This window comes from Burkholderia sp. HI2714 (assembly GCF_002223085.1).
Taxonomy (GTDB): Bacteria; Pseudomonadota; Gammaproteobacteria; order Burkholderiales; family Burkholderiaceae; genus Burkholderia; species Burkholderia lata_D.
Map to the genome: position 1 here is coordinate 1 of NZ_NKFM01000140.1, position 1,523 is coordinate 1,523.

General features: G+C 62.9%; 1 protein-coding gene. It reads right to left on the bottom strand.

Annotation, left to right across the window (positions count from 1 at the left end; genetic code table 11):
* Positions 1 to 144: 144 nt before the first annotated feature.
* Positions 145 to 1,343, bottom strand: a protein-coding gene (locus CFB82_RS41500) for an IS3 family transposase (protein WP_089487960.1) whose coding sequence is annotated in 2 segments (ribosomal slippage) — positions 145 to 1,043 and positions 1,043 to 1,343 — 1,200 coding nt in all. Because the reading frame shifts where the segments join, the coding sequence is not laid out codon by codon here.
* Between the last annotated feature and the right edge of the window lie 180 nt (positions 1,344 to 1,523).

Sequence of the window (1,523 nt, forward strand, 5' to 3'; positions counted from 1 at the left end):
TACAGCCGCATCCAGACCCGAGTACAGTTGCAGCCCGTCACCGAGCACGCCCGCTTCGCGCAGCTCATTACGCACGCGCTCAAAACCGCCGGCTGCAACCACACGCTGCTCTCCGAAACCGGGCTCGTTTTCACGTACAGCATGTCATGCAGCAGCGCGTAGGGTTTCGTATTCGACGGGAGTGCAGTAGTCGATCGACGTGTGCATGCGCTGTCGATTGTAATAGCCTTCGATCCAGTCGACGATGTCCAGGCGAGCCTGAGCGCGGGTCTCGTAGCGCGTTTGGTAAATGCGCTCGACCTTCAGGGTTTTAAAGAAGCTCTCCATCGGCGCGTTGTCCCACGCGTTTGCACGCCGGCTCATTGAGACCATCATGCCGAACTCGGCGGCCAGATCGCGATACGCCCAACTGGCATATTGACTGCCCCTATCCGAATGCAGCAGTAATCCGGGCCCGGGTTTGCGTTGCCAGTACGCACTGCGTAATGCTTGGCAGACCAGATCCGCGTTGATTCGCTCCGACATCGACCAGCCGACGATACGCCGGCTTGCCAGATCGAGGATCGCCGCGAGAAACAGCCAGCCTTCGTCAGTGGCGATGAACGTGATGTCACTCACCCACGCTTGGTTCAGCTGCCAGCCACCGAAGCGCCGATCCAACAGATTCGGCGCCACCGGCAGATGATGCGTCGAATCCGTGGTGACTCGATACGGGCGCTTGTAGACCGGGCGCAGCCCCTGACGTTGCAGGCTGCGTCGCACGCGCTCAGCGCTCGCCGGCCGGCCCTGAGCACGCAATTGTCGCACGATGCGAGGACGGCCATAGCTGCCGCGACTGGCCCGGTAGATGGCCGCCACTTCGGCATCCAGCGCCTGGTTGGCCTGCGCCCTGACGCTGGGCGGGCGAGCCCGCCACTGGCAATACCCGCTGCGCGAGACGGCCAACACCCGGCACAGCCGGCTCACGCTGTACTGGTCGCGGTGTGCGTCGATCCAGGCGTACCTCACCGCGCCCCCTTCGCGAAGTACGCCGTTGCCTTTCGGAGGATTTCGATGTCGAGCTTCGCGCTGGCCAACTCCTTGCGCAACCTGCTGACCTCGGCCTCCAGATCGCTGACCGGGCGACGACTGGAGCTCGGCGTGCTGGGTAACGGCCCCGTCGCCGCTTCAGCATTGCCTTTGCGCTGGTCTCGGCACCAGTTGCCCAGTGTCGCCACCGGTACACCCAGCCTGCGAGCGGCCTCATGCTGACCGACGCTCTCCGACAAGCGCACCGCCTCCAGTTTGAATTCCTGCGTGTATTGCCTTCTCGGCACCACGTTCTCTGCCATTCTGTTCTCCATACAGTCAAAAAGTTATCAAACTTCTTGCTGTACGTGGAATCGAGACAGGGTCACGAAACCGGGCTCGAACTGCTGCGCCAGGCTTCGCGCGGATTACCCCGTCACGCCGGGCGCATCCTGCGCACCGCCATGCAATTGGCCGTGCCCCGTGGGCTGAACCATCTGCCCGACGAACTGCTG